At 56.5% G+C, this 4341-nt stretch carries 4 protein-coding genes; 3 read left to right on the plus strand and 1 reads right to left on the minus strand.

Going from position 1 to position 4341, the window contains the following annotated elements; translation table 11 throughout:
- Positions 1 to 291 precede the first annotated feature (291 nt).
- The 3 genes from KF827_RS19465 to KF827_RS19475 are packed head-to-tail and all read left to right on the plus strand — an operon-like array spanning position 292 to position 3136.
- Positions 292 to 1038 (plus strand): GntR family transcriptional regulator, encoded by a 747-nt coding sequence (locus tag KF827_RS19465; RefSeq protein WP_291009271.1) that lies wholly within the window; start codon positions 292 to 294, stop codon positions 1036 to 1038.
- 11 nt (positions 1039 to 1049) lie between these two features.
- Positions 1050 to 2408, plus strand: a complete 1359-nt coding sequence (locus tag KF827_RS19470; RefSeq protein WP_291009274.1) for an amidase — start codon at positions 1050 to 1052, stop codon at positions 2406 to 2408.
- Positions 2405 to 3136, plus strand: coding sequence for an aspartate/glutamate racemase family protein (locus KF827_RS19475; protein WP_291009276.1), 732 nt, complete (start codon positions 2405 to 2407; stop codon positions 3134 to 3136). Before KF827_RS19470 ends, KF827_RS19475 begins: the two co-directional genes overlap by 4 nt.
- Here the strand turns inward: KF827_RS19475 and hydA are convergent.
- The coding region (gene hydA / locus KF827_RS19480) for a dihydropyrimidinase (RefSeq protein WP_291009279.1) at positions 3122 to 4341 on the minus strand (1220 nt) is incomplete at its 5' end. The two genes, KF827_RS19475 and hydA, sit on opposite strands and share 15 nt — an antisense overlap.

Consider the following 4341-nt stretch of genomic DNA (forward strand, 5'->3'; position numbering starts at 1 on the left):
CTCTATGAGGATATCCACCGGCTCGGGGGCGAAAGCCGCCCGGCCATCCCGCAGGATAAGAGTGTTGCTGAGTAGAAGTTTTGCCATGCCTTCCTCTTTTGGCCTGACATAGCAACCCGTGTGCCAACCCGAACCGGCTCGTAAACGACTGGAATCAAATTGTTTTATTTTTATCCATTAAATTGGCGCCAATTTAATGTTTATATTGTGATCAATATATCGTATTTATGTCTAATAATTAAGCAATAAGATTGCTTCCAATTTTTAAGCAGATTCGCTAAATACCAAAGAATGAAGCCCAATCGTAAAGACCGCGAAGCCGATATCGGCTCCGAACCCAGAACCCTGGATGACGACCCGGTCGTGCAGGGCATCCTCAAAGCCATCAGCCACAAGCGCCTCAAACCCGGTACCAAGCTGGGCGAAGATGCGCTGGCCAAGGTCTTTGCCACCACGCGGATCCATATCAGGCAGGTTCTGGCACACCTAGTATCGCGCCACATTGTTACGCATTTTCCCAATCGCGGCGCCTTCATCTATCGCCCGACGATCCGCGAGGCCCGCGACATCTTTTCTGCTCGCCGCATGCTGGAAGCCGCTACGGTTTCCGCCGTCGTCGATAATCTGACCGACGATGTTCGGCACTTGCTTAAAATGCATATCGCGCGCGAAAGCGGACATGACCGCAATGACCGCTGGGCATCTCTGGCGCTGACCGCCGACTTTCATATCCTGATCGCCGAATTGGCGAACAACACTGTGTTGCTGGATTTCGCAAAGGAATTGATGCTGCGCACATCACTAGCGATTGCCACATTCGAAGTGCCGGGCTCTCCCGATTGTTCACCGGATGCACATCCTGGCATCGCGGATATGATCCTGGCCGGCGATAAGGCCGGCGCATTGGCTGCAATGCACAAGCATCTCGATGAAATCGAACAACGCCTCAATCTCGATGGCGCCGCGCGCGATCCCGACGATATCGTTGCGATCTTCCAGGATATCGGCATCGCACCGCTTAATCGTGGCGCAGCCTGACTGATGCTACCATGCTGATGCGCAAAGCCATTCAAGCCGGTTCGGCAACCGAGGCCATAACGCATGCCCTGCAACGCTGCCGCGATCAGGATGATAAATTACACGCCTTCATCACCCTTTCCGATACCGCGCTGGGCGAAGCCGCGCGGATAGATGCAGAGGGCCCGCAAGATCGAGCGCTTTTCGGCCTGCCCCTGGGCGTAAAGGATCTGATCGATACAGCAGGGCTGCGCACCACCTATGGCTCGGCGGTGTATCGCAGCCATGTGCCGCAGCAAGATGATATCCTGGTAGCCCGAGCCAAGACCGCCGGAGCCGTTATTCTAGGGAAAACCAATACGCCTGAATTCGGGTTTGGCGCGCTTTGCATGAATGCGCTTTGCCCCTCCACTGCAAATCCCTACGATCTCACGCTTAGTTCGGGCGGCTCCAGCGGCGGCTCGGCGGCGGCGGTAGCAGCAGGCCTGGTACCGGCAGCCATTGGAACGGACTTCGGTGGTTCGGTACGCACACCTGCGGCATTCTGCGGCGTGGTCGGCTTCAGACCCAGCGCAGGTATGTTGCCCAGCCCTACTCGCACCCTGGCCTGGGATACACTTCCCACTCCGGGATTGCTGACCCGCTCAGCTAGCGACGTTATAAGCCTTTTCGATGCGCTGGCCGGCCCGGATGAGCGTGATCCCACCTCCTGGCAACGCGAGCCCGTCCCAACCCGGCGTTTAACCCGCATAGCCTTGTCATCAGATCTTGGCACCGCGCCAATGGCAAAAGTGATGGCCGGGCATTTTGCGGAAGCCAGCACCAAACTGAAAAATCTGTATGCCGATGCGGCCATGGCACATCCGGATTGCACTGCTGCCATGGATATTTTCGGTACGCTACGGGCGGCCTATATCCACCACAATTTGTCGCCGCTGTTGGCGCAACATGGCGATCTTCTGGCTCCTACCGTGCGCTGGAACATCAAGCGTGGCGATGGTATATCCGCAGCGGATTTCCTGCAGGCGGAAGCTCGGCGATCAAGGCTTTATCGCCGCTTTATCGATTTCTTTAGCCGGCATGATGTGCTGATCACACCGGCCGCCTCGGTGATGCCTTTCGGCCTGAATTCAGGCGAAGTCGCCGAGATAGATGGCAAGCCGCTTGCCAGCCTGATCGATTACCTGGCGATTACAGCCATTATCACGCTTACCGGCTGCCCGGCACTTTCGCTGCCTTTCTGGCCAGAGGGCGAACGGTTGCCCATAGGCCTACAAATCATCGCAGCGCCAGGACAAGACCGCGCACTAATGGCCTTTGCTGCGGATCTGGAAAAACACGAAGGCTTCGGTTTTCGTCCACCGCCGCTGTTTCGGAAGAATTTCCCATGATCCGCCGCATCGGTATGCTCACGCCCTCCTCCAATACGGCATTGGAGCCGGCGACGTACCGTCTGTTGCGCCATATGCCCGATGTGACTGCGCATTTTGCGCGCTTTCCAGTTACCGAGATTGCCTTATCGCCCACAGCATTGGGCCAATTCGATCCGGAATCCATAATGCAAGCGGCCGATCTGCTGGCGCATGCCAAAGTGGATGCCATCGCCTGGAATGGTACATCGGCAAGCTGGCTTGGCTTCGAGCGCGACACGCAACTGGCCAACGCAATCGAAAAACGCACCATCCGGCATCATGCCGGCATCCATGCCACCACGGCCATCCTGGCTATCAACGCGATTTTTCAACGGCTGCAGGCCCGGCGTATCGCACTGGTTACACCCTATATCGCGGATGTACAGCAGCGCATCGTCGGCAATTACACTGGTGCAGGATATGCCTGCGTTGGCGAGCGCCATGCCGGATTGCAGGATAATTTTTCCTTCTGTGCCATACCAACCAGTGAAATCGAAGCGATGATCCTGGCCGTGGCCACCGAAAAACCAGACGCAATTGCCGTGGTTTGCACCAATATGGATGCTGCGGATCTGGCGCCGCGGATAGAACTTGAAATCGGGATTCCGGTGATCGATTCCATAGCCGCAACACTCTGGGGCGCACTAGATGTACTCGCCATGGACAAAACGCCCTTGCGCGATTGTGGGCGGTTATTCCGCTTCTAATCCGGCTGTTTTCGGCTTGGCCATATCCGGCCGCTCGCAGGGCAAGAACCGGCCATGCCCTTCCTGGGCGATGAAGTTGCCCTTTTCCATCAGCACCATGCCACGCGACAGCACGGTTTCTGGCCAGCCGGTTACCTCCAGCCCCTCATAGGGCGTATAATCCACCGCGTGATGCAGCAGGCTGTTGCTAATCGTCACCTTACGGTCGGGATCGAAAATCACGATATCCGCATCGGCACCAATCGCCAATGTACCCTTACGGGGATAAAGCCCATACAGCCTGGCTGGGTTAGTGGCCGATAGCTCTACGAAACGCTGCAGGCTGATACGGCCTTTCTTCACTCCTTCTGAAAACAGGATCGGCAAACGGGTTTCCACGCCTGGTATGCCATTGGGCACCCAGTTAAAAGCAGCATGTTCGCCGTGCAGCATTTTGCCCTTGCTGTCCCGATAGCGAAATGGCGCATGATCGGATGATACGATCTGGAACACTCCGCTGCTAAGGCCATCCCAGATAGCAGCCTGATTTGCCTTATCGCGAGGCGGTGGGCTGCAAATGCATTTAGCACCTTCGAAACCCGGCTTGCTCAGATCATCCTCGGTCAACACCATGTATTGCGGGCAGGTTTCCGCATAAATCTTCATACCCCGCCCCTGAGCCCAACGGATTTGATCGATCGCCTCGCGGCCCGATACGTGCACGATCAAAATCGGCACATCGGCCAACTCCGCCATGGTGATGGCCCGATGCGTGGCCTCGCGCTCCACTGCCATCGGCCGCGCAGCGGCATGATATTGCGGCGCTGTATGGCCGGCAGCGACCAAGCCATCGGTCAGCCAGCCGATGAAATCGGCATTTTCCGCGTGAATCATCGCCATCACGCCTTCGCGGCGCGCCAGACCGAGCAGATCCAGCACCTGGCGATCGTTCAGCTTCATGTCGTCATAGGTCATATAAATCTTGAACGACGTATAACCGTCATGGATCAGGGCCGGCAATTCCTGCCCCACCACATGCTGGGTAGGGTCGCTGACGATCAAATGAAAGGCATAATCGATGTAAGATTTTCCAGCTGCGCGGCGATGATAATCTTCCACGGCCGACCGCAACGATTGCCCCTTGAACTGACAGGCGAATGGAATGATCGTGGTGGTGCCACTGATCTCCCCCCATTGAAGTGGTCCGAGTTGATGTATTGTTTTTG

The sequence above is a fragment of the Ferrovibrio sp. genome (assembly GCF_019636075.1).
Lineage (GTDB): Bacteria > Pseudomonadota > Alphaproteobacteria > Ferrovibrionales > Ferrovibrionaceae > Ferrovibrio.

Excerpts from the sequence above, each read along its gene's own strand:
- KF827_RS19475 (WP_291009276.1), top strand. The coding sequence starts at position 2,405 with ATGATCCGCCGCATCGGTATGCTCACGCCCTCCTCCAATACGGCATTG.
- KF827_RS19465 (WP_291009271.1), top strand. The coding sequence starts at position 292 with ATGAAGCCCAATCGTAAAGACCGCGAAGCCGATATCGGCTCCGAACCC.
- KF827_RS19470 (WP_291009274.1), top strand. The coding sequence starts at position 1,050 with ATGCTGATGCGCAAAGCCATTCAAGCCGGTTCGGCAACCGAGGCCATA.